The following is a 21,405-nucleotide window of genomic DNA, read 5'->3' on the forward strand; positions in this document are numbered from 1 at the left end:
GTATTAAAAATGAAACTATATTTGCACTCGCATTTTAATGCAACTGGTGCCTTAGCTCAGTTGGTAGAGCAAAGGACTGAAAATCCTTGTGTCCCTGGTTCGATTCCTGGAGGCACCACCACTAAAAACCCGATTCAATTGAATCGGGTTTTTTGGTTTTTATTGTTTAGCTAAATATTTATTTCTAATAATTTCCCCAACTGGTTTATCCTCAATTTTACTTTCTAACCAAGAAATAATATCTAAATATAAAAAAGCTCTACGCTCAAAAGGATGATTTTCAAATACTTTTAATTTTTTATGCAATTCTTGAAATGCATTTTTTAAATCTTGAGGATAAATATCTTGTAAACCACGTATAAATTTTATCATTTCTTTTTGCACCTCATGCAAATCATTCATCTTAATTAAAAACTTATAAGTACTACGCAATAAAACTTCTAAATGATAGTCTAATCCTGCTTCATAATGAGCTACTAAATTTAAAACTCTTGAAAAACAAAGCAAATCTTCTCGCATAGAAAGCGATTTGTTCGAAATAATAAAATTTAAGTATTTTATACACTCTTTATTATTTCCTGCACCAAAATGCAAACTCGCAAACTTATAATAAAACACCATTTTATGATGAGCATCTATTCTTGTATCAAACTCAACAAGCTCGTTTTCGATTTTAGGTATTAATTGTAAGCCCTCATTGAAACTTCCATCTATAAAATGAGTATTTATATTATGAAAATTTGTGTACAAAAATACTAACGAAGCGACATTTTCATCTTTGGGAAAACTTGGATTGCCTGTTATTTTAATAAAATTATTTAATTTTTTATCAAATTTCTTTTTATTACTTATAAAGAATAGCGACTCTAATAAATAATTATTTCCTTTTAAATAAAAAACAGGATTTAAATGTACCATATTTGGATACTGATTAAATAAATCGACCCATTTTGAAGCAAATTTATAACAGTTTAAAAAGTCCTGTAACAAAAAACTATACCACAAATGCGCTTTATAATACCAGAGTTTTTCTCTAAAACCAGATTCTTTTAAGTTAAATTCTGGAAGCCTACTGTTAAAATATTTTGTTACCTTATTACTCTCTGCTTTATTTTTTACATAACCCGTTTTTAGAATCACACTATATAGCTGAAGCGATAAATTAGACAATTTACTTGCAATTACATTTTGCGAACTCAATTCTTTTGCCTGTATGGTCAACTCATCTGCTCGACTACTAATACTTCTGGTAATATATTGAGATTCTATAACCTTCTCTAACTCTACAATTTCGAAAGCCATATTTTTTTCTTCATTATTAATGGCTAGTTCTTTTGCTTTATCAAGTATTTTTAAACTTTGCTTATAAAGCCCTTTATGATATAGAATAGAAGCAAAATCTAATTGCTCTCTAATTTGTGAGCGAATATTTTGATGCGAAGGATTAAGCTTTAAACTAATAAGCAATTGTTTATACAAATGAGCTTTTACATTAGCTAATTGTTGCTTTTTAATTTTTGTAGACTTTAAAATAAATGTCTCATCATAATTTTTAAGCTTATCTAAAACTGTAAATAAGTTTAAAAACTTTGAATCAGAATTTACTCCCAACCTTCCAACATACAACTTAAATTGTCGTTTTTCCGACTTATTTAAAGATTTTACTAAGGCAAATAAATTATCTTTTTGGTCTTTAGTCATCAACTAATAATTATCTTAAACAACTGTTTATCAAGTTTTTACATTTAATTACAAAGATTGAACATCGTAACACTTTAAATAGTGATAGCTTGTAACAAGTAACCAAAGTATAAATTAGTATTTCAATACAAAAATAAAATACACTTAAATGTCAAACAATAATATACAAATTTTCGACACTACACTACGTGATGGAGAACAAGTACCAGGCTGCAAGTTAAATACCGAACAAAAAGTAATCATTGCTAAACAATTAGATTTATTAGGAGTAGACGTTATAGAAGCTGGATTTCCAGTGTCAAGCCCTGGAGATTTTAACTCTGTTGAAGCTATTTCAAAAATAGTAAAAAATGCAACAGTTTGCGGTTTAACTAGAGCAGTAGAAAACGACATTAAAGTAGCTGCTGAAGCATTAAAACATGCAACAAAACCAAGAATACATACTGGCATTGGCACCTCAGACTCACACATTTTACACAAGTTCAAATCTGACAGACAAACAATTATTGAGCGTGCTTACGACGCTGTAAAATACGCAAAATCTTTCGTTGAAGATGTGGAGTTTTATGCAGAAGACGCCGGACGTACAGATAACGAATATCTTGCTAAAGTTTGCGAAGCAGCAATTAAAGCAGGAGCTACTGTTTTAAATATTCCAGACACAACTGGCTATTGCTTACCAAGTGAATATGGCGCAAAAATCAAGTACTTAAAAGAAAACGTAAAAGGCATAGAAAAAGCCATTTTATCTTGCCATTGCCATAACGATTTAGGGTTAGCAACAGCAAACTCTATTGAAGGCGTTATTAATGGAGCAAGACAAATTGAATGTACTATAAATGGTATTGGAGAACGTGCAGGTAATACTGCTTTAGAAGAAGTTGTTATGGTTTTAAAACAACATCCTTACCTTAATTTAGATACCAACATAAAAACTGAAATGCTTTACGGATTAAGCCAACTTGTTTCAGATAGTATGGGAATATACACGCAACCTAACAAAGCAATTGTTGGAGCCAATGCATTTGCTCATAGCTCAGGAATTCATCAAGACGGCGTAATTAAAAACCGTGAAACTTACGAAATTATAGACCCTAAAGATGTTGGTGTTACAGAATCTGCAATTGTTTTAACTGCAAGAAGTGGTCGTGCTGCATTAGCTTATAGAGCAAAAAATGTTGGTTACGAATTAACTAAACTTCAATTAGACGATGTCTATTCAAACTTTTTAAGTTTCGCAGATAAAAAGAAAGAGATAAATGATAACGACATCCATCAAATAATCGAAACAAGTAATGTTTACAGACAAATAATTAGCGCATAAATTATGAGTAAGAAAACCTTATTTGACAAAGTTTGGGATGCACATGTGGTAGACAGTATAGAAAACGGACCACAAATATTATATATAGACAAACATCTAATTCATGAGGTAACAAGTCCACAAGCTTTTAATGAATTAGAAGAACGCAACATACCTGTTTTTAGACCAAACCAAATTGTTGCTACCGCAGACCATAATACACCTACGGAAAATCAACATTTACCAGTTAAAGACGAGCTATCTAGAAACCAACTAGCACAACTCTCTATTAACTGTAAAAAAAACAACATTACGCTATATGAGTTAGGCCATAAATACAATGGCATTGTACACGTCATGGCACCAGAATTAGGCTTCACACAACCAGGCATGACTATGGTTTGTGGAGACAGCCACACCTCAACGCATGGCGCCTTTGGCACTATTGCTTTTGGTATTGGCACAAGTCAAGTTGCTCAAGTTTTTGCAAGCCAATGTTTATTACTTACAAAACCTAAAAGCTTAAGAGTAACGGTTAATGGCAAGTTAAAAAATGGCGTCTTACCCAAAGACGTCATTCTTTACATTATTTCAAAATTAGGCACCAACTCTGGTACTGGTTATTTTTGTGAATATGCCGGAGATGTTTTTGAGAACATGTCTATGGAAGGAAGAATGACAGTTTGTAATATGAGTATAGAAATGGGTGCTCGTGGTGGCATGATTGCTCCAGACCAAACTACTTTTAATTATGTTAAAGGACGTGAATACGCACCAAAAGGAGAGGCTTTTGATAAAAAAGTAGCTTACTGGAAAACATTACCAACTGATGAAGGCGCTACTTTTGATAAAGAGTATTATTTTGATGCCGAAGATATTGAACCAATGATCACCTATGGAACAAATCCTGGAATGGGAATAAAAATATCTGAAAACATTCCAAAACAAAATGATCCTTCATTTAAAAAAGCTTTAGAATACATGAATTTTGAAGCCGGCAAAACACTAATAAACAAACAAATAAACTATGTTTTTATTGGTAGTTGTACCAATTCTAGAATCGAAGATTTTAGAGTAGCAGCAAAATATATAAAAGGAAAACAAAAAGCAGACAATGTTACCGCTTGGCTAGTTCCCGGAAGCAAACAAGTAGAAACACAAATTATAGAAGAAGGTTTAAAAGATATTTTTGACGCTGCTGGTTTTAAATTAAGACAGCCAGGTTGTAGTGCCTGTTTAGCAATGAACGACGATAAAATTCCTCAAGGCGAATATTGCGTATCTACATCTAATAGAAATTTTGAAGGAAGACAAGGTCAAGGTTCAAGAACTATTTTAGCAAGCCCTTTAGTTGCTGCTGCAACTGCCGTTGCAGGAAAAATAGTAGACGTTACAAAAAATATTGAAACTTTAGAATTCGCATAATATGGAAAAATTTACAACATTAACATCGAGAGCAATACCTTTAGATATTGCAAATGTAGATACAGACCAAATTATTCCTGCTCGTTTTTTAAAAGCAACAGATAAAAAAGGATTTGGAGACAATGTTTTTAGAGACTGGCGTTTTAATAAAGATGGCTCTACAAATCAAGAATTTGTATTAAACAATAATGTTTTTTCTGGAGAAATATTGGTAGCTGGAGATAATTTTGGCTGCGGTTCTAGTCGTGAGCATGCTGCTTGGGCTTTAACTGGTTACGGCTTTAAGGTTATTGTTTCTAGTTTTTTTGCAGATATTTTTAAAGGAAATGCCCTAAATAACGGTTTGCTACCCGTACAAGTATCTGAAGAATTTTTAGCACATTTAATTTCTGAAATTAAAGCAGACCCAAATACAAAATTAAGAGTAGATTTACGTGAACAACAAATTAGCATAAAAAGCAGTAAGCGTTTCGAGAATTTTAAAATAGATCCATACAAAAAAACCTGTATGATTAATGGTTATGACGATATAGATTACTTACTTAGTAAAAAAACAGAAATTGAAGCGTTTGAAAAAACACTTAATTAATAAACGCGTTAGTGATTACTCGTTCATTTTTATTTGATAAATTAGAACTCGTGATTGCTTCGCAGTTGAGGCTTTGTTGAAGCTCCTCGCAGAGAGCGACTGCCGAAAGCGCGACCTTTAGTAACGCAAAAAAAATAAAATATAACAGAAAGCAAATAATCTCGAATGCTTTTCGAGACTGCTTTAGAAGCAAAAATAAATATGAAGTTAAATATTGCAGTTTTACCAGGCGATGGCATTGGACCAGAAGTTACAGAACAAGCCATTAAAGTTTTAAAAGCGATTGCTTTAGAATTTGATCATACATTTTTATTTAAAGAAGCTGCTGTTGGAGCAGTTGCCATAGACAAATACAACAATCCGCTTCCCGACAACACTTTAGACTTATGCAAGTCTAGCGACGCTATATTATTTGGAGCAATTGGCCATCCAAAATACGATAACGATCCTAGTGCTAAAATAAGACCAGAACAAGGTCTATTAAAACTTAGAAAAGAATTAGGCTTATTTGCTAATGTAAGACCAGTTAAAGCTTATGATACATTATTAAACAAATCTCCTTTAAAAAAGAATATTATTGAAGGCACAGATATAAGTATTTATAGAGAATTAACCGGAGGAATTTATTTTGGCAAAAAACACTTGAGTGAAGATGGAAATGCAGCTTCAGATTTATGTGAATATTCTCGTGAAGAAATTGAGCGCATTGCACATTTAGCCTTTAAAGCTGCACAAGACAGAAATAAAAAAGTAACTTTAGTAGATAAAGCTAATGTTTTAGAAACCTCTAGATTATGGAGAAAAGTAGTTACCGAGTTAGCATCGCAATATCCAGATGTTTTACTAGACTTCTTATTTGTTGATAATGCAGCCATGCAAATGATTTTAAATCCAAAACAATTTGATGTTATTTTAACAGAAAATTTATTTGGCGACGTTATTAGTGACGAAGCTAGTGTTATTGGCGGCTCTATAGGTTTATTAGCCTCTGCTTCCATTGGCGAAAAACACGCTATGTTTGAGCCTATTCATGGTTCTTATCCGCAAGCCACCGGAAAAGGCATTGCTAATCCAGTAGCCTCTATATTAAGTGCCGCAATGTTATTAGAGCATTTTCACTTACATGAAGAAGCAGATTTAGTAAAGGAAGCCGTAGATAAATCTTTAAAATTAAATGTTACTACTCCAGATTTAAATACTAAATATGATAATATTTCAACTAGTAAGGTTGGAGACTTTATTGCCGATTTTATTAGCAATCCAAAAGATTCAAATTTAAATTTCACAAATATTCACTTAGGACAATCTACCATAATTTAATGCCGACACAACCAAAACTTACGCGATTTAATCAAACAGTATTATCGAAGTACCAAATATACAATAGTATATTTATGACACTTCCTTTTGATACTATAACAAAAACAGGAGCGTTGCTTCCGCTCTTTCATGAAACTTGCCAAAAAGGTTTTAGCAAAAAAGACAACCCAACAACTATTGTTGAAACGTTTTTTAAAAAATACCAAGCAAGTCGCTCTAAAGAAAGCCAAACAAATTTACTATTTCAATTTATTCAATATATAGAACGTCAAGTTGTTTTATTTGATGCTATAGAGGATGCCGCATTTCCTGTAGTTAACAACATGGATGGCATTGGTACTTTGCGTAGTTTAAAAGAAAGTGTTACTGCAGAAAACAAATTAGAAACACTAAAAAAGTATCTTGAAGAATTTAAAGTAAGGATTGTGTTAACCGCGCACCCAACACAATTTTATCCTGGCTCTGTTTTAGGTATCATTACAGATTTAACAGAAGCCATTAGAGAAAACGATTTACTTAAAATAAATGACCTTTTAGCACAATTAGGTAAAACACCTTTTTTTAAGCACGAAAAACCTTCACCTTACGACGAGGCTGTTAGTTTAATATGGTATCTTGAAAACGTATTTTACAAATCTTTTGGAACTATATACGACTATATACAGCAAAATATTTTTGATGGAGAACACATAGAAAACGACATAATAAATATTGGTTTTTGGCCTGGAGGAGATAGAGACGGAAATCCATTTGTTACACCAGAGATAACCTTAAAAGTAGCCAATAGATTACGAGAAACTGTTATTAAAAATTATTATCGAGACATAAGACGCTTAAAAAGAAAATTAACTTTTAAAGGCGTAGAAGACAGGATTACTATAATAGAACGCGAATTATACAAAATAATCTCGTACCAAGAATCTACATTAACTTTAGCTTCTTTTACTAAGGAATTAAAAGAAATTAAAAATGTTATAATAGAAAAGCACCAATCGCTTTATGTTACCGAAATAAACAGCTTATTAAATAAAATTCACCTATTTGGATTTCATTTTGCAAATTTAGACATACGTCAAGACAGCAGAAAACATGAGCAATATTTTAACGATATGGTGAATACGTTAATTGAAAATGAAAGTAATATTTTTCCAAAAAATTACTTTGATTTATCTGAATCTGAACAAGTAAAACTACTCTCTAATGTTAAAGGCGAAGTAGATTTATCTCTAATTAAAAATGAAGAAACTTTAAAAGCACTTAAAACAATGAAGGTGCTTAAAAGTATACAAAAAACAAATGGAGAAGTTGCTGCTAACAGATACATAATTAGTAACAACCAAACAACATTGCATGTTATGCAATTATTTGCCATGCTTAAATTAGTAGCCTTTCAAGACAAACTAACTGTAGATGTTGGACCTTTATTTGAAACTATTACCGATTTAGAAAATGCTCCAAAAGTTATGGAGGAGCTATACACTAACCCAGAATATGCTGCACATTTAAAAGCTAGAGGAAATAAACAAACTATAATGCTTGGCTTTAGTGACGGTACAAAAGACGGTGGTTATTTAATGGCTAACTGGGCTATATATAAAGCTAAAGAAAATTTAACCAAAATATCTAGACAGTATGGTATTACTGTTATTTTCTTTGATGGGCGTGGTGGACCTCCAGCTCGAGGTGGTGGAAAAACACACAATTTCTACGCATCTCTAGGTCCAACTATTGAAGACAAAGAAGTACAATTAACCATACAAGGTCAAACTATATCGTCTAATTTTGGAACTTTAGAATCGTCACAATACAACTTAGAACAACTAATTAGCTCTGGAATTTACAACAGTTTAAGCGATAAAGATTTAAGTATGGTTCCAGAAAATCGTGAGGTTATGACCGATTTATCTGAACGCAGTTATAAAGCATATTCTGATTTTAAAGCACACCCAAAATTCATCTCGTATTTAGAACATATGAGTACTTTAAAGTATTATGCAAAAACAAACATTGGTAGCCGTCCATCAAAACGAGGAAAAGCAGAAGGTTTAGTTTTTGAAGATTTAAGAGCCATCCCATTTGTAGGATCATGGAGCCAGTTAAAACAAAATGTACCTGGATTTTTTGGTGTTGGTACTGCTTTAAAACATTATGAAGACAATAATGAATTTGAAAAAGTCCAACGCTTATTTAAAACATCAGATTTCTTTAAAACATTAATAGAAAACAGCATGATGTCACTATCTAAATCGTTCTTCGATTTAACAAAATACATGAGTGAAGATCCTGAATATGGAGAGTTTTGGAATATAATTTATAATGAATATGAAACTTCAAAACGACTACTATTAAAACTTACTGGCTATAAAGAATTAATGCAAGAAGAACCTGCCGGAAAAGCTTCTATTGCTGTAAGAGAATCTATTGTTCTTCCTCTATTAACAATACAACAATATGCGCTTAAAAAAATTCAAGAGCTTGAAAAAGCTACTATTAAAGACGAAGCGCAAATAAGAATTTACGAAAAATTAGTTACCAGATCTTTATTTGGAAATATAAACGCAAGTCGTAATTCTGCTTAACACAACACTTTATTATAATTTAATATTACAAAATCTCGAAGCAAAGTTTGTTTCGAGATTTTTTCTTTTATAAATATTATTTAATTAAAAAAAGCTATAAAATTAGGTGTAAAAAAAAGCCTCGAAATTTAAATTTCGAGGCTTTACAATATAAACTAACTAAACATTAATGCTCATTCAATCTAAAATCTGGATAGGCATCCATACCATGTTCGTGAGCATCAAGACCTTCTAATTCTTCTTTCTCTGAAACGCGTATTCCAACTGTTTTCTTTAAAACAAATATTATTATAAAAGAAGACACAATACAAATTGCAGCATAAGATAAAACTCCAATAAGCTGACTTATAAATTGCGCTCCACTAGCTAATTCTCCAAAAATACCAACCGCTAGTGTTCCCCAAATACCACAAGCTAAATGCACAGCAATAGCACCAACCGGATCGTCTAACTTTAATTTATCTATTAATGATACAGCAAAAACAATAATTGCTCCTGCTATTGCGCCAATTAATATAGCATCTGTAGGACTCATTTGATCTGCACCAGCAGTTATACCAACTAAACCTCCCAATATTCCATTTAAAAACATTGTTAAATCTAAATTTTTATACATTAAAGTAGATACCAATGCAGAAACTACACCTCCAGCTGCAGCTGCCAAACAAGTAGTTACTAATGTTAACGATGTTAATGAAGGATCTGCAGATAAAACAGAACCACCATTAAAACCAAACCATCCTAACCAAAGTATTAAAACTCCAGCAGTAGCTAACGGTATATTGTGTCCTGGGATAGCTTGTGGCTTTCCATCGCTAAATTTCCCAATACGAGAACCTAACAAGAATACAGCAACTAATGCTGCCCAACCACCAACAGAATGCACTAAAGTAGATCCTGCAAAATCATAGAAAGGAGTTTCTAAGGCATCTAAAAAGCCACCTCCCCATTTCCAAGACCCAGCTATTGGATAAACTAACCCAACATAAATAAGTGTAAATACAATAAACGGCCCAATTTTCATACGCTCTGCAACTGCACCTGAAACAATTGTTGCTGCCGTGGCTGCAAACATACCTTGAAATAAGAAGTCTGTCCAATAAGTGTAACCTTCGTTATATGCTAAATCTAGAGCTCCTTCTGCATTTAATGGTGCATCTAAACCAAATCCTGCGAAGCCAATAAAACCATTAAAATCTCCAGGATACATTAAATTAAACCCAACTAGACAGTATAATAATAGCCCAACTGTAATTATAAAAATATTTTTAAAAAGTATATTAATTGTATTTTTTTGTCTCGTTAATCCTATTTCTAAAAATGCAAAACCTAAGTGCATAAAGAAAACGAGTGCTGTACAGATCATCATCCATACATTATTTGTAGTAAGTAATTCCATGTTTTTTATTTTAAAGTGTTTCCTCCTTTTTCTCCTGTTCTTATTCTATATACCTCATCTATTTTTGAGACGAAAATTTTACCATCTCCAACTTCACCTGTAGATCCTGCTTCCAAAATGGCTTTAATAGTAACCTCTTCAAAATCATCGTTTACAACTATAGACAGGTATCGTCTTTGTATATCGCTTGTACTATAAGACACACCTCTATAAACATGCCCTTCTTTTTCGTTACCTAATCCTGTAACATCCCAATAGGAGAAAAAATTTACACCGACTTCGTGTAAAGCTTTTTTTACTGAAGAAAATTTCGATTTTCTGATTATTGCTTCAACTTTTTTCATAATTAGTTTTAGTTAAAATTTATATATTGCTGCTACGATAAATGACGCCAAACTTTCTGTTGGTAAACCATCATTATCTAAAAATGGTTCTGAATCAGACCAAGAATCAAAACGTATTTCTGGTTTTATTGTTAAATCATCCACTGTATAACTTCCTGTTAATGTTACATCGAAAACACTAGGTAAATCGTCTCCATCACCGTGCATAGCAAAATATTCTCCTCTTAATCCAAGAGCAAAAGCATCACTTAAACTATACTGTGGATAAAGCGCTGCGCCATAAAATCCTGAGCCATCATTATCTTGATAAGCAGCATTAATTCCGATATAGAAATCCTCAGTGGCATCAAAACCACCTGTATAATCAACTTCAAAACCCAAAACCACTCCTGAATCATAATAGAAATTCAAGTATTGTCCCGAATAACCTAATTGAGCTCCTAAAGCATAATCTCCCGTTACATTATTGTTAGTATCTGTTGCATTCATTGCAGCTACCATTAACGAAAAATCCTCAGACAAAGAAAAATCAGCTTTTAATCCAACGTGAGAAAATGGACCACTTGCAAATAGATAAGAAGTACTATAATTAAAATTACCAGTAGGCGATATAACTTCATACCCTAGAAATGTATTAAAGCGACCAAGAGTTAATGTTGTTTTCTCTGACACATTCCAATAAGCATATAACTGATTCACATAAAGAACATCTGAACCAACAGCTTGATCTCCTCTAGGCCCAAAAACTAAATCCGCCACAGCTCCAACCTTACCAGACTCATAAGAAGCAATTACATTTGCCATTCCTAAAGCAAATCCTGTTTGATCCGCAAAAGACGCTGGAGATTGCGCTATAGTATCTGACGCTGTTAAATTTGTTCTGTAATACGCATCTACACTGCCCTCAAAAGAAAATTTTTTTTCAGTAATCTCCTCATCAGTCTGAGCAAAAATAAATGTTGATGCAAATAACATAATTAGTAGTAAAATAGATCTCATAATTTTAGTTGTTTTAATATTAACAATAAACCAAATCTATATAATTTTAATTTTAACCCTATAAAAAATAGGGATAAAAATTAAACTTTTATCATATTCAATATTTATACCCTATAATTTTTAGGGTTAAAAAAAAATACACTCATTTTTTAATAATTTCACAAATTACAAAATGAGCAATTGTCATTTTTTTAACTATTTAAATACATTATTTTTATTAAAACATGTTTTTCTAAAACGTTTTCGTAGCTTTTAACATTTTATTAATAAATTATTCTTATTGTGTTTTTTTCAATTTTTTTTATAATAATTACTTATTTTTCAATTTCAAGCACTATAACTATTAATATCGAAAAAGTGTTTCCAACTTTTTTTTTATAAAAATATAGCGCATATCTTAGGTAAATAACAAGGTGTAAAATGCCTTTAAATTTTACTTATTATGCTTAAAAAACAAGGACTCTATTTACCAGAATTTGAACACGATAATTGTGGTGCAGGATTTATATGTAGCTTAACCGGAAAACGATCTAACGATATCATCCATAAAGCGCTTGAAATATTAGTAAAATTAGAACATCGCGGCGCTGTAAGTTCAGATGGAGTTACTGGTGATGGAGCGGGTATTTTAATAGATATTCCACATAAATTTTTCAAGATTTTTTGCGAATTTGAGCTACCTGAACCTGGAGATTATGCAGTAAGTAATGTATTTCTTCCTAGAAAGGAAAATCAACGTCAATTTTGTATTGATATTTTTGAGAAAGAAATACAAAATCAAGGCCTTAAATTAATAGGATGGAGAGACGTACCTGTTAACAGTGATGTGTTAGGAAAAGTAGCCAAAGTTACCGAGCCTTTTGTTAAGCAAATATTTATTGGCAAAGCGAATAACGAACAAACCGAAAGAGAATTTAATATAAAATTATATGCTGCTCGCAAAATTGCAGAACACACTATATACGATTCTAAATTATCAGAATCTAAATATTTTTACCTTCCTAGTTTATCTACAAAAATCATCATTTTTAAAGGCTTACTAATGCCCGAACATATAAACGAATACTATCTAGATTTATTCAATTCAGCTTTAGATACACGTTTAGCTTTAGTACACCAACGTTTTTCAACCAACACATTTCCAACTTGGGATTTAGCACAACCATTTAGATACATTTGTCATAATGGTGAAATAAACACAGTAAGAGGTAATGTATCCAGAATGTTTTCTCGTGAAGAAATCATGAAAAGTCCATTGTTTGGAGACGATATCAAAAAAATTATTCCAACTGTATTAAAAGGAAAATCGGATTCTGCTACATTAGATATGGTTGTTGAATTGTTATTAATGACTGGTCGCTCACTACCAGAAGCCATGATGATGTTAGTGCCTGAAGCTTGGGAAAAAAACCCAAACATGTCTGATGCAAAACGCGCCTTTTACGAATACAATTCTTGCCTAATGGAACCGTGGGATGGACCAGCTTCTATACCGTTTACAGATGGTAATTTTATTGGTGCCGTTTTAGATAGAAACGGTTTACGCCCATCGCGTTATACGGTAACCAAATTAGGAAATGTTATTATGTCTTCAGAAACTGGAGTTGTAGACATAAAACCTGAAAACGTAGAGTATCATGGTCGTTTAGAACCTGGAAAAATGTTTTTGGTAAACATGAACGAGGGCAGAATTATTAACGATGAAGAAATAAAAGAAGAAATTGCTGCAAAACATCCTTATAGAAAATGGCTAAATGAAAACATGATTCATTTAAAAGATATTGAAGCTAAAAAAGGACCTATTAAATACGATGAAATAGAACTAAAAAAACGTGAAGTTATTTTTGGATACACACAAGAAGATTTCAATACTATTATTCGTCCTATGGCACAATTAGCAAAAGAGCCAATTGGATCCATGGGAAGTGACACTCCTATTGCTATCTTATCAGAAAAACCGCAATTAATTTACAACTATTTTAAGCAAATTTTTGCTCAAGTTACAAATCCTCCTTTAGATGGAATTCGTGAGGAACTAATTACAGATATAAGTTTAACTTTAGGAAGAGATGTTAATATTTTCGAAATTAATGCAGATCATTGCAAGAAGTTAAAAATCCAAAATCCCGTCATTTCAAAACACGATTTAGACAAAATTAGAGATTACGACTCTAATCCAGATTTTAAAGTAGAATCTATTTCTATGTTGTATGAAGTAAACAGAGGATTAAACGAACTCGAAGTAGCACTTGAAAACCTAGTAAACAAAGCTTCAAAAGCAATAGATGATGGCGCAAATATTATAATTCTTTCTGACAGATTTGTAGACGAAAATCATGCGCCAATACCAGCTTTATTAGCGTGCTCTTATGTTAATCATGCGCTTCATAAATTAAAAAAACGCTCAAAAATCAGTTTAATTATTGAATCTGCAGAACCACGAGAAGTACATCATTTCGCTTTACTTTTTGGTTATGGAGCAAGTGCTGTAAACCCTTATATTGTTAATGAAATTGTTCATAAACAAATAGAAAATCAAGATGTTACAGATTTAGAATACCTAACCGCTATTAAAAACTACAACAAAGCAGTAGGAAAAGGTATTCTTAAGGTCATGAATAAAATTGGCATCTCAACATTAAATTCTTACAGAGGTTCTCAATTGTTTGAATGTATTGGAATTAATTCGACCACAGTCGAAAAATACTTCCCAAACACAACCACACGTATTCAAGGAATTGGTTTAAGAGAAATAGAACAAGAAATTGTAAAAAGACACAAGAAAGCATTTCATAAAAACACAGAACCTACCATTGAAGTTGGAGGAGATTATAGATGGAGACGTGGACAAGAAAAGCACATGTTTAATCCGCTAACAGTTGCTAAACTTCAAGAATCGGTAAGAACCAATAAAGCCTCTACTTTTAAAGAATATTCAGAACTAGTTAATAACCAATCTAAAAGTTTAATGACTATTAGAGGTTTATTTGAATTCGATCAATTTGACCCAATTCCTTTAGAAGAAGTAGAACCTTGGACAGAAATTGTTAAGCGATTTAAAACCGGAGCAATGTCTTATGGTTCTATTAGTAAAGAAGCTCATGAAAATTTAGCAGTTGCCATGAATAGAATTGGAGGAAAATCTAATTCTGGTGAAGGTGGTGAAGATCAAGAACGTTTTTACAAAACCTCTCAAGGTGATTGGAAAAACTCAGCAATTAAACAGGTTGCTTCTGGACGTTTTGGAGTTACATCTAACTACCTAACAAGCGCGAACGAAATTCAAATAAAAATAGCACAAGGTGCTAAACCTGGAGAAGGAGGACAATTACCTGGTCCAAAAGTTAATCCTGAAATTGCAAAAACTAGAAACTCTACTCCTTATGTAGGATTAATTTCACCTCCACCACATCACGATATTTATTCCATTGAAGATTTATCGCAATTAATCTACGATGTAAAATGCGCAAATCGAGAAGCTAGAATTAATGTAAAACTAGTATCTGAGGTTGGTGTTGGTACTGTTGCTGCTGGTGTAGCCAAAGCTAAAGCAGATGTAATTTTAGTGTCTGGTTTTGATGGTGGTACAGGTGCATCACCTTTAACATCCTTACGTCATGCAGGATTACCTTGGGAACTTGGTATTGCTGAAGCGCAACAAACCTTAGTAATGAACGACCTTAGAAATCGTGTCGTTTTAGAATGTGATGGACAACTAAAAACAGGTCGTGATGTCGCTATTGCTTGTTTATTAGGAGCAGAAGAATTTGGTTTTGCTACTGCACCTTTAGTCGCTTCTGGCTGTATCATGATGCGTGTTTGTCATTTAAACACCTGTCCTGTTGGAATTGCAACTCAAAATCCAGAACTACGTAAAAAGTTTAAAGGTAAACCAGAACACGTAGTAAACTACATGTATTTTGTAGCACAAGAATTACGTGAAATTATGGCTAAATTGGGATTTAGAACCATCAATGAAATGGTTGGCCAATCTCAAAAACTAAATAGAAATAAAGCTATAGATCATTATAAATCTTCAGGAATTGACTTAACACCAATTCTGCACAAAGTAGAAGTTAATGAAGACGTACAATTATTTAATACCTATTGTCAAGATCACAATTTAAATGTGCATTTAGATTTTAAAATTATAAAACAAGCTCACCAAGCCTTATTTAGAAGACAAAAAACACACTTCGAGTCTCCTATAACAAATATAGATCGTGCAGTTGGTGCTATTGTTAGTAACGAGATTTCTAAAATTTATGGTGCAGATGGTTTACCAGAAGACACCATTGACATAGATTTTCATGGTTCTGCAGGACAAAGTTTTGGTGCTTTTGCGACCAAAGGTTTAAAATTTACTGTTCATGGAAATACAAACGATTACTTAGGAAAAGGACTATCTGGAGCTAAACTAATTATAAAAGTGCCAGAAAAATGTACTATCACTCCAGAAGACAATATTATTACAGGAAATGTAACACTATATGGCGCAACGTCTGGTGAAGTTTATATTAACGGAAAAGCTGGAGAACGTTTTTGCGTTAGAAACTCAGGTGCAAAAGCGGTTGTAGAAGGTATTGGAGATCACGGTTGTGAATACATGACAGGTGGTGTTGCTGTAATCCTTGGTGCTGTTGGTAGAAACTTTGGAGCAGGAATGAGTGGTGGTGTTGCTTATGTTTTAGACGAAGACGGAACGTTTAAGCAAAACTGTAATTCAACTGATTTAAACATCGATCCTATTGAAAGTGTAGACGACAAACTACAATTAAAACAATTAATTGAAAATCATCTAGAAACTACAGAAAGCCCATTAGCCGAACGTATTTTAAAAGATTGGAATAATTACCTTCCTAAATTTAAAAAAGTATTACCAGAAGAATATAGACAGGCCTTATTAAGATTAGAACAAGAACAATTAGAATTAGCGTAGATTATGGGAAAGACAACAGGATTTTTAGAGTTTAAGCGCCAAAACGAAAGTTATATTGAGCCAAAAAAACGAATTGAAAACTATAAAGAATTTACAGTTCCACTTAAAGAGGATAAGTTAAAAGACCAAGGTGCACGTTGTATGGATTGCGGAATTCCGTTTTGCCATAGTGGTTGTCCACTAGGTAATTTAATTCCAGATTTTAATGACAAAGTCTACAAAGGAAAATGGAAAGAAGCTGCCGAAATTTTACACAAAACAAATAACTTTCCAGAGTTCACTGGTCGTTTATGTCCTGCTCCTTGCGAAGAAGCATGTGTTTTAGGTATAAACGAAGATCCAGTAACTATTGAAAACATTGAAAAAAACATAGTAGAAACCGCTTTTAACGAAGGCTGGATTACGGCACAACCTCCAAAAGTTAGAACCGACAAAACGGTTGCTGTTATTGGTTCTGGACCTGCTGGATTAGCTGCTGCACAACAATTAAATCGCGCAGGACATACCGTTACTGTTTTTGAACGCGATGCAAAAGTTGGTGGTTTATTACGCTACGGTATTCCAGATTTTAAAATGGAAAAAAATGTAATAGATAGACGTGTTGCCATTTTAGAAGAGGAAGGAATCACCTTTAAAACCAATGCACATGTTGGTGTAAATGTAGATGCAAATCAACTTAAAAACGATTTTGACGCTGTAGTTTTATGTGGTGGTGCAACAGTTAGACGAAACATTCCAATTCCTGGAGCAGACCTAAAAGGCGTTACTCAAGCAATGGATTTCTTAAAGCTAAACAATCAATATGTAGATGGTTTAGTAGACTTTAAAGACATTATTTCTGCAAAAGGAAAAGACGTCATTGTTATTGGAGGTGGAGATACTGGAAGCGATTGTATTGGTACTTCTAACCGTCATGGCGCAACTTCGGTTACAAATTTTGAAATTTTAAACAAACCTACTGAAGGTCGTCCTGCTCATCAACCTTGGCCATATTGGCCAATGAAGCTAAAAACAACCTCATCACACCAAGAAGGTGTAGAACGTTTTTTTAGTATTTCTACAAAAGAGTTTTTAGGAGACAAGGACGGAAATTTAATTGGCCTAAAAACGGTTGAAGTTGAATGGATTTTTAAACCAGGTGAAAGACCTCAATTAAATGAATTACCAAATACAGAAAAAACTTGGGAGTGTAACTTAGCATTATTAGCACTTGGTTTTACAGGAGCTGAAAAAACGCTAGCAGAACAATTTGGATTAAACATGGATTTTAGAACCAATATTGAAGCCTCTACCAAAGATTACAAAACGAACATTCCTGGTGTTTTTGCTGCTGGAGATATGCGAAGAGGACAATCTTTAATTGTTTGGGCAATTTCTGAAGGAAGACAAGCTGCTTATCACATTGACACTTATTTAATGGGAGAATCTTGCTTGCCACTAAAAGATGATAGCGATTTACCTAGAGTATAACAAATTCCTGTGCAAGCAGGCATCTTATAAAATAAAAAAGCACCTTGAGAAAGGTGCTTTTTTTATATTTCTAAACTAAATGTTTATTTTGGAAACTTAGCTCGTATTTCTTCCAAACACAAATTACCAATACTACCAACATGCGAATGCTTCTTTGAAGTGTCAGGTTTGTAAGTTCCGTTTTCTACTTCACCTCCAATTTTCTGATATGCTTCTCTAAAAGGCATACCTTCTACTACTAAAGTATTAATATTATCTACTGTAAATAAGTATTGGTATTTTGTATCATTCAAATCTATTTCTTTTACAATAACTTGCTGAATAGCATAATTAAAAATATCTAATAAATCCTTTACATCTTCAATGGCTGCAATTATATTTTCTTTTAACAACTGATAATCTCTATGATAACCACTTGGTAAATTATTGGTAATTAACACCATTTCATGATGTAAGGCTTGAATTTTATTTGCTTTCCCTCTAATCAATTCAAACACATCCGGATTCTTTTTATGTGGCATAATGCTACTTCCTGTAGTTAATGCATCTGGAAAGGCAATAAAGCCAAAATTCTGACTATTATACACACAAATATCCATGGCAAAACGCGCTAAGGTATTACACACACTTCCTAAAGCTAAAGCAATGGTGCGTTCACTTTTCCCTCTACTCATTTGTGCAGCAACGACGTTATATTTTAAAGTAGAAAACTTTAATTCTTTAGTAGTTAAATCTCTATCAATAGGAAAAGAACTTCCGTAACCAGCTGCAGAACCTAAAGGGTTTTGATCTACAGTTTTTAATGCAGCATTTAGCAAGTATACATCATCAATTAAAACCTCTGCATAAGCAGAAAACCATAATCCAAACGATGAAGGCATAGCCACTTGTAAATGTGTATAACCAGGAAGCAAAGCATCTTTATGTGTTTCGGCTAAGCCTAAAAGCGTTTCAAAAAGCGTATTTGTTTTTTCGTTAATTTCTTTTAAATTTTCTTTATAATATAACTGAAGAGCAACTAATACTTGATCGTTTCTTGAACGTGCTGTGTGAATTTTTTTTCCAACATCGCCTAAAGTTTTTGTTAGTTCGTATTCAATTTTAGAATGTACATCTTCAAAGGAATCCTCAATAACAAACGTTCCGTTTTCAATGGTTTCAGCAATAGCTTGTAATCCGCTTTTTAATTGTTCTAATTCTTCCGAAGAAATAATTCCAATAGACTCCAACATTATTGCATGAGCTACAGATGCTTGCACATCGTATTTTGCAATATGCAAATCAATTTCTCTGTCGTTTCCAACGGTAAATTGTTCTATTTTTTTATCGATACTAATTCCTTTATCCCAGAGTTTCATAATTTGATTTTTTATTGTCATTGCGAATGAAATGAAGCAATCTCATGATGAGATAACTTCGTCATTCTTCCTCGTTATGACGTTTGCTACAATACTTTTTCTAATAATTCAATATATATTTTAATCCCTTCTTCAATCTCATTCACGTAAATAAACTCGTCAGCGGAATGCGATCGTGTACTATCTCCTGGTCCTAGTTTTAACGAAGGACAACTTAATACTGCTTGATCTGATAAAGTTGGCGAACCATAAGTGCTTCTACCAATTTCTATTCCTGCAATTACCAAAGGATGATCGATTGGAATAGAAGACGAATTTAATTTTATACTTCTTGGAATAATACTATCACAAGGTGCTTCCTTTTGTAAAATATCCACAATATCTTGATTGGAATATTTATCGTTTACTCTAACATCAACCACTAACTTTACATCTGCAGGAACCGCATTATGCTGCTTTCCTGCGTTGATTTGTGTAACGGTTAATTTTACTTCACCTAAAGCTTCCGATGTTTTACTAAACGTGTAATTTTTAAACCATTCTAAAACTGGAATGGTATTATAAATAGCATTATCAAGGTTTGGATGCGCAGCATGACTTGGCATTCCTTTTACAATTGCATCAAACACGACTAAGCCTTTTTCGGCAACAGCCAAATTCATTAAAGTTGGCTCTCCAACAATAGCGACGTCTACTTTTGGAATAACAGGTAACATACTATTCAATCCGTTTGGACCACTACTCTCTTCTTCCGCGGAAGCGACAATAACCAAATTAAAATTTAAATCTTCTCTATTGTAAAAATACGCGTAGGTTGCTAATAAACTCACCAAACAACCTCCTGCATCATTACTACCTAAACCATATAATTTACCATCTTCTACAATGGCTTTAAAAGGATCTTTGGTATAACCATTATTTGGTTTTACCGTGTCGTGATGTGAATTTAATAATAAGGTTGGTTTACTTTCATCAAAATGCTTGTTAGTAGACCAAACATTATGTTGTGTACGATGAAACGGAATATCTTGTTGCTTAAACCATTGCTCAATATGCGCTGCAGTAGGCCCTTCTTCTGAAGAAAACGACTGCGTTTCTATTAATTGCTTTAACAATGCAATTGCCCTAGTAGTTAGTTTTTCTATCATTTTGTAATGGTTGTGTGTTTATTGTCTTTTTGAAAAAGCATTTGTGCTTTACCTATACAAACTTTTTGTACGTTATGATTTATGGCATGAAAACAGTTATTTAATTTAGGAAGCATGCCTTCAAAAATTACTTTATTATCTACTAATGTTTTATAGGTTGCTGTGTTAATGTTTTCAATAACAGAATTGTCATCATCTACATGTTCTAAAACCCCATTTTTTTCAAAACAATAATATAATTCTGTATTCCATTTTGTTGCAAAACCTATTGCTAATTCTGAAGCAATCGTATCTGCATTTGTATTTAATAATTGTCCGTTTTTATCATGAGAAATGGCACAAAAAACAGGAGTAATATTATTATTTAAAAGAATCTCTAACGTTTCGGTATTGACCTGTTTAACATCACCAACAAAACCATAATCTATAGCATTTACAGGTCGTTTATTAGATACTATTGTATTACCATCTGCTCCAGAAAAACCAATAGCATTACAATGATTTGCTTGTAATTGCGCGACTATATTTTTGTTTATTTTACCTGCATAGACCATAGTAATAATATCTAAAGTCTCTAAATCTGTAACTCGTCTTCCATCAATCATTTTAACTTCCACCTGCATTTGCTCAGCCATTTTGGTTGCTAATTTTCCGCCACCATGCACTAGGATTTTAGGTGCATCTATAGTCGCGAATGCTTTTAGAAATTGCTGTAAAGCGTTATCATCATCGATGATGTTTCCTCCAATTTTTATGATTTTTAGTGTTTTCATCTTGCGCTCGCGAAAGCGAGTATCTTTTAGTTTTACCGTCACCTCGAGCGCAGTCGAG

14 protein-coding genes and 1 tRNA gene are annotated in these 21,405 nt (G+C 32.9%); 8 read left to right on the forward strand and 7 right to left on the reverse strand.

Translation table 11 applies throughout. The annotated features are described in order from the left end of the window. Window positions 1-45 precede the first annotated feature (45 nt). Window positions 46-121, forward strand: a tRNA-Phe gene (locus BWR22_RS13535). A gap of 38 nt (window positions 122-159) precedes the next feature. On the opposite strand, the gene BWR22_RS13540 is transcribed toward BWR22_RS13535, so the two are convergent. After that, the gene (locus BWR22_RS13540; protein ID WP_076734187.1) at window positions 160-1,701 is read right to left on the reverse strand and encodes a hypothetical protein; all 1,542 of its coding nucleotides are present in this window, start codon (window positions 1,699-1,701) and stop codon (window positions 160-162) included. Between the two features lie 148 nt (window positions 1,702-1,849). Between BWR22_RS13540 and BWR22_RS13545 the strand changes: the two genes are divergently transcribed. The 5 genes from BWR22_RS13545 to BWR22_RS13565 all read left to right on the forward strand — a co-directional run bounded on the left by BWR22_RS13545 (window position 1,850) and on the right by BWR22_RS13565 (window position 8,917). Continuing rightward, window positions 1,850-3,025 carry a 2-isopropylmalate synthase gene (locus tag BWR22_RS13545; RefSeq protein WP_076734188.1) on the forward strand — a complete coding sequence of 392 codons (1,176 nt, stop codon included), beginning with the start codon at window positions 1,850-1,852 and terminating at the stop codon, window positions 3,023-3,025. 3 nt (window positions 3,026-3,028) lie between these two features. Next, window positions 3,029-4,429: a 3-isopropylmalate dehydratase large subunit gene (gene leuC / locus BWR22_RS13550; protein WP_076734189.1), complete on the forward strand. Its 1,401-nt coding sequence runs from the start codon at window positions 3,029-3,031 to the stop codon at window positions 4,427-4,429. Between the two features lies 1 nt (window position 4,430). Beyond that, window positions 4,431-5,018 (forward strand): 3-isopropylmalate dehydratase small subunit, encoded by a 588-nt coding sequence (leuD, locus tag BWR22_RS13555; RefSeq protein ID WP_076734190.1) that lies wholly within the window; start codon window positions 4,431-4,433, stop codon window positions 5,016-5,018. Window positions 5,019-5,219: 201 nt separating this feature from the next. Then, the gene (gene leuB, locus BWR22_RS13560; protein ID WP_076734191.1) at window positions 5,220-6,338 is read left to right on the forward strand and encodes a 3-isopropylmalate dehydrogenase; all 1,119 of its coding nucleotides are present in this window, start codon (window positions 5,220-5,222) and stop codon (window positions 6,336-6,338) included. Beyond that, complete coding sequence (locus BWR22_RS13565; RefSeq protein ID WP_076734192.1) at window positions 6,338-8,917, forward strand: phosphoenolpyruvate carboxylase; 2,580 nt, start codon at window positions 6,338-6,340, stop codon at window positions 8,915-8,917. The genes leuB and BWR22_RS13565 overlap by 1 nt, the downstream gene beginning before the upstream one ends. Before the next feature lie 166 nt (window positions 8,918-9,083). Here the strand turns inward: BWR22_RS13565 and BWR22_RS13570 are convergent, their stop codons facing one another. Genes BWR22_RS13570 through BWR22_RS13580 form a run of 3 tightly spaced genes read right to left on the reverse strand, consistent with a single transcriptional unit; the run spans window position 9,084 to window position 11,659 of the window. Further along, window positions 9,084-10,316, reverse strand: coding sequence for an ammonium transporter (locus BWR22_RS13570; RefSeq protein WP_076734193.1), 1,233 nt, complete (start codon window positions 10,314-10,316; stop codon window positions 9,084-9,086). A 5-nt stretch (window positions 10,317-10,321) separates the two neighbouring features. Further along, the gene (locus tag BWR22_RS13575; RefSeq protein WP_076734194.1) at window positions 10,322-10,660 is read right to left on the reverse strand and encodes a P-II family nitrogen regulator; all 339 of its coding nucleotides are present in this window, start codon (window positions 10,658-10,660) and stop codon (window positions 10,322-10,324) included. 12 nt (window positions 10,661-10,672) lie between these two features. Continuing rightward, a complete protein-coding gene (locus tag BWR22_RS13580) occupies window positions 10,673-11,659 on the reverse strand; it encodes an outer membrane beta-barrel protein (protein ID WP_076734195.1) in 987 nt (328 codons plus the stop codon). Between the two features lie 442 nt (window positions 11,660-12,101). On the opposite strand from BWR22_RS13580, the gene gltB reads away from it, so the two are divergent. Continuing rightward, window positions 12,102-16,598: a glutamate synthase large subunit gene (gltB, locus tag BWR22_RS13585; protein WP_076734196.1), complete on the forward strand. Its 4,497-nt coding sequence runs from the start codon at window positions 12,102-12,104 to the stop codon at window positions 16,596-16,598. A 3-nt stretch (window positions 16,599-16,601) separates the two neighbouring features. Further along, complete coding sequence (locus tag BWR22_RS13590) at window positions 16,602-18,068, forward strand: glutamate synthase subunit beta (protein WP_076734197.1); 1,467 nt, start codon at window positions 16,602-16,604, stop codon at window positions 18,066-18,068. An 83-nt stretch (window positions 18,069-18,151) separates the two neighbouring features. Here the strand turns inward: BWR22_RS13590 and argH are convergent, their stop codons facing one another. The 3 genes from argH to argB form a co-directional block, all read right to left on the reverse strand. Next, window positions 18,152-19,426, reverse strand: a complete 1,275-nt coding sequence (argH, locus tag BWR22_RS13595) for an argininosuccinate lyase (protein ID WP_076734445.1) — start codon at window positions 19,424-19,426, stop codon at window positions 18,152-18,154. A gap of 86 nt (window positions 19,427-19,512) precedes the next feature. Beyond that, window positions 19,513-20,574, reverse strand: a complete 1,062-nt coding sequence (locus BWR22_RS13600; protein WP_076734198.1) for a M20 family metallo-hydrolase — start codon at window positions 20,572-20,574, stop codon at window positions 19,513-19,515. Continuing rightward, window positions 20,571-21,347, reverse strand: a complete 777-nt coding sequence (argB, locus tag BWR22_RS13605; RefSeq protein ID WP_076734199.1) for an acetylglutamate kinase — start codon at window positions 21,345-21,347, stop codon at window positions 20,571-20,573. Before argB ends, BWR22_RS13600 begins: the two co-directional genes overlap by 4 nt. Window positions 21,348-21,405 lie beyond the last annotated feature (58 nt).

It is taken from the genome of Lacinutrix venerupis (genome assembly GCF_001971745.1).
GTDB lineage: Bacteria > Bacteroidota > Bacteroidia > Flavobacteriales > Flavobacteriaceae > Lacinutrix > Lacinutrix venerupis.